This window comes from Variovorax beijingensis (assembly GCF_003951285.1).
GTDB lineage: Bacteria > Pseudomonadota > Gammaproteobacteria > Burkholderiales > Burkholderiaceae_C > Variovorax > Variovorax beijingensis.
In genome coordinates, this window is the sequence record NZ_RXFQ01000060.1 from 1 (window position 1) to 2,554 (window position 2,554).

Here is a 2,554-nt window from a genome sequence, read left to right on the forward strand (position 1 = left end):
GGTTTAGGGTTGTCCGATAGCTGCCCGTGCGACACGACAGCGCCGAGCGCGACAACGGCCTGAGGGCAGGTGTTGGACAAGCCTCCATGGAGGAAACTGCGGAATGCACCACTGAGGCCTGAGAAGGCTACGAAGCTATGGGGATTCGGGCAGCGTGAATCAAGCTGGTGCTGGCGATGCGACTCAAGAATTTGGCAGATGGCGTTGTTGAGGCGTGGCGGATGGATGTCGGCGCGTTGAGGCGCCCAGCGGCGTGACGGCCTGCCAGGCCTTCGTCGAGTGCGAAGGCAAGACCCCGCATCGCCCCAGAAGGATGAAGGGCCGAGGCTCGGACTGGACGCTGGTGCAGATGTGTATTCATGGTGCCCGAGGCTTCTGAGGTGGCGCGCGGATGGGTTGCCCACGAGCGAAGGTCTGCAGGACGATCATCGGTCCGCCGCAGTGCGGACAGAAGAAGCTCGGTCGCGCAGATTCGGGCTCTGCATCGGCGCTCGATGCTTGCGCAGTGGCATCGGCTTGCTGCAGCAGCAGTTCGCGGATGCGTGCAAGGCTGGCGGTTCGATGGCCGTTGGCCAGGAGCCCGTAGTGGCGGATGCGATGGAAGCCGCTCGGCAGGACATGCAGCAGGAAGCGGCGCATGAACTCGTCGACGTCGAGCGTCATCGTCTTGCGGCGTGTTCGGCCCTTGGCGCGGTAATCCTTCCAGCGGAAGGTGACGCCACGCTCGTCCATGGCCACGAGCCGGCTGTTGGAGATGGCGACCCGGTGGGTGTAGCGCGACAGGTAGGCCAGCACCGCTTCGGGTCCGGCGAATGGGCGCTTGGCATAGACGACCCACTCGCACTTGCGCAGCGGTGCGAGCCAGTCGGCGAACGCCTTTGCGTCAGCCAGTGCGAGGTGCTCACCGAAGAATTGCAGCTGGCCGGCGCAATGGGCATGTTCGAGCTCTTCAAGGAAGCGTCGCCGGAACAACCGCGAAAGCACGCGAACCGACAGGAAAAACCCCGGCTTGCAGGCGACCCAGCAGCCGTCGGGCGACAGGCCGCCGCCCGGCACGATCCCATGCACATGGGGGTGGTGCGTCATCGCCGAACCCCACGTGTGCAGCACCAGGGTCGCACCGATGTTTGCTCCAAGGTGCTTTGGATCGGCCGCGATCGTCAGTAAGGTCTCGGCGGCGACGTCGAACAACAGCGCGTAGATCGTGGCCTTGTTGTAGTAGGCGATGGCGCTGATCGGCGCCGGCAAGGTGAAGACGACATGGAAGTAGTCCACCGGCAACAAATCGGCCTGCCGGGCGTCGAGCCAACGATGCGCCGCGCTGGTCTGGCACTTCGGGCAATGCCGATTGCGGCACGAGTTGTAGGCGATCTGGTCGTGCCCGCAGCCTTCGCAACGCAACACGTGGCCCCCCAGTGCCGCGCTGCGGCACTGTTCAATGGCCGACATGACCTTGAGCTGCCCCAGGCTCAGGTGACCCCGCTGAGCCTTGCGCCAGGCGGGGCCGTGGGCGCGGAAGATGTCGGCGACCTCCACGTCGGAGTGCGACATGGAGGCGACCTACGCGGGTTGCAGCTTCTCCAGCGGGCTGACCACCTCGTGCAGGATCTCGGTGGCCACGTGCGTGTAGACCGATGTTGTCTCCAGCTTCTTGTGGCCCAGCATCACCTGGATCACTCGGATGTCGACCTTCTGTTCCAGCAGGTGAGTCGCAAAGGTATGGCGCAGCGTGTGCATAGAGACGCGTTTGTCGATCTTGGCCGCCTCTGCGGCGTCGTGGACAGCGCGGTTGAGCTGGCGCGCAGTCAAGGGATCGACGGGGTTCATGCCGGGGAACAGCCAACCGTTGGGCAGCATCTTGCCGTGCGCGTGCGCATATCGCCACCAGGCGCGCAGCCGTTCCAGCAGGACGGGCGAGAGCATGGCGTAGCGATCCTTGCTACCCTTCCCTTGATCGACGCGCAGGGTCATGCGCTGGCTGTCGATGTCGCCGACCTTGAGTGCAACGATCTCGCTGACCCGCAGTCCCGTGCCGTAGGCGATCGACAGTGCCGTCTGGTACTTCAGATTGGACGCCGCAGCGATCAGGCGCGTGACCTCGTCGCGACTCAGAACCACCGGAAGCTTCTGGGGCACATGCACATAGCTCATCCTGGCCATCAGTTCGCCTCGGTCGAGCGTGACGTCGAAGAAGAACTTCAAGCCGGTGATGGTGGCATTGAGCGTGATCGGCGAGACGCCTCGATCGACCAGGTGCAACTGGAAGCGCCGCAGATCCTCCGCGGTGGCCGTGTCGGGGGAACGCTGAAGGAAGCCGGCGAGATACCGAACCGCGCGGATATAGGCAATCTGGGTCTTGGGTTCGAGCTTGCGCATGCGCATGTCGTCGAGCATGCGCTGACGCAGCGGAGAAAGCGCTGGTGTCGAAGGGGTCATGATCGTGCTCCTGTCGAAGAACGAGGCCAATTGCCTCGCTCCTCAACATAGACAGGGACGCGATGATTGCCAGACCTACCGGCCTCGGCGGCGGGCTACCGCGCGAGCGGTTTAGTCC

Annotated in this window: 2 protein-coding genes; both read right to left on the bottom strand. The window is 64.1% G+C overall.

Translation table 11 applies throughout. The features are described from left to right. Positions 1-357: 357 nt before the first annotated feature. Positions 358-1,551 carry an IS91 family transposase gene (locus tag EJO66_RS32350; RefSeq protein WP_125967281.1) on the bottom strand — a complete coding sequence of 398 codons (1,194 nt, stop codon included), beginning with the start codon at positions 1,549-1,551 and terminating at the stop codon, positions 358-360. A 9-nt stretch (positions 1,552-1,560) separates the two neighbouring features. Then, positions 1,561-2,436 (bottom strand): tyrosine-type recombinase/integrase, encoded by an 876-nt coding sequence (locus EJO66_RS32355; protein WP_125967282.1) that lies wholly within the window; start codon positions 2,434-2,436, stop codon positions 1,561-1,563. Positions 2,437-2,554: the final 118 nt, after the last annotated feature.

What these genes read in the sequence shown, in the direction of transcription:
- EJO66_RS32350 (WP_125967281.1), bottom strand. Translation starts at nt 1,551, where the DNA reads ATGTCGCACTCCGACGTGGAGGTCGCCGACATCTTCCGCGCCCACGGC.
- EJO66_RS32355 (WP_125967282.1), bottom strand. Translation starts at nt 2,436, where the DNA reads ATGACCCCTTCGACACCAGCGCTTTCTCCGCTGCGTCAGCGCATGCTC.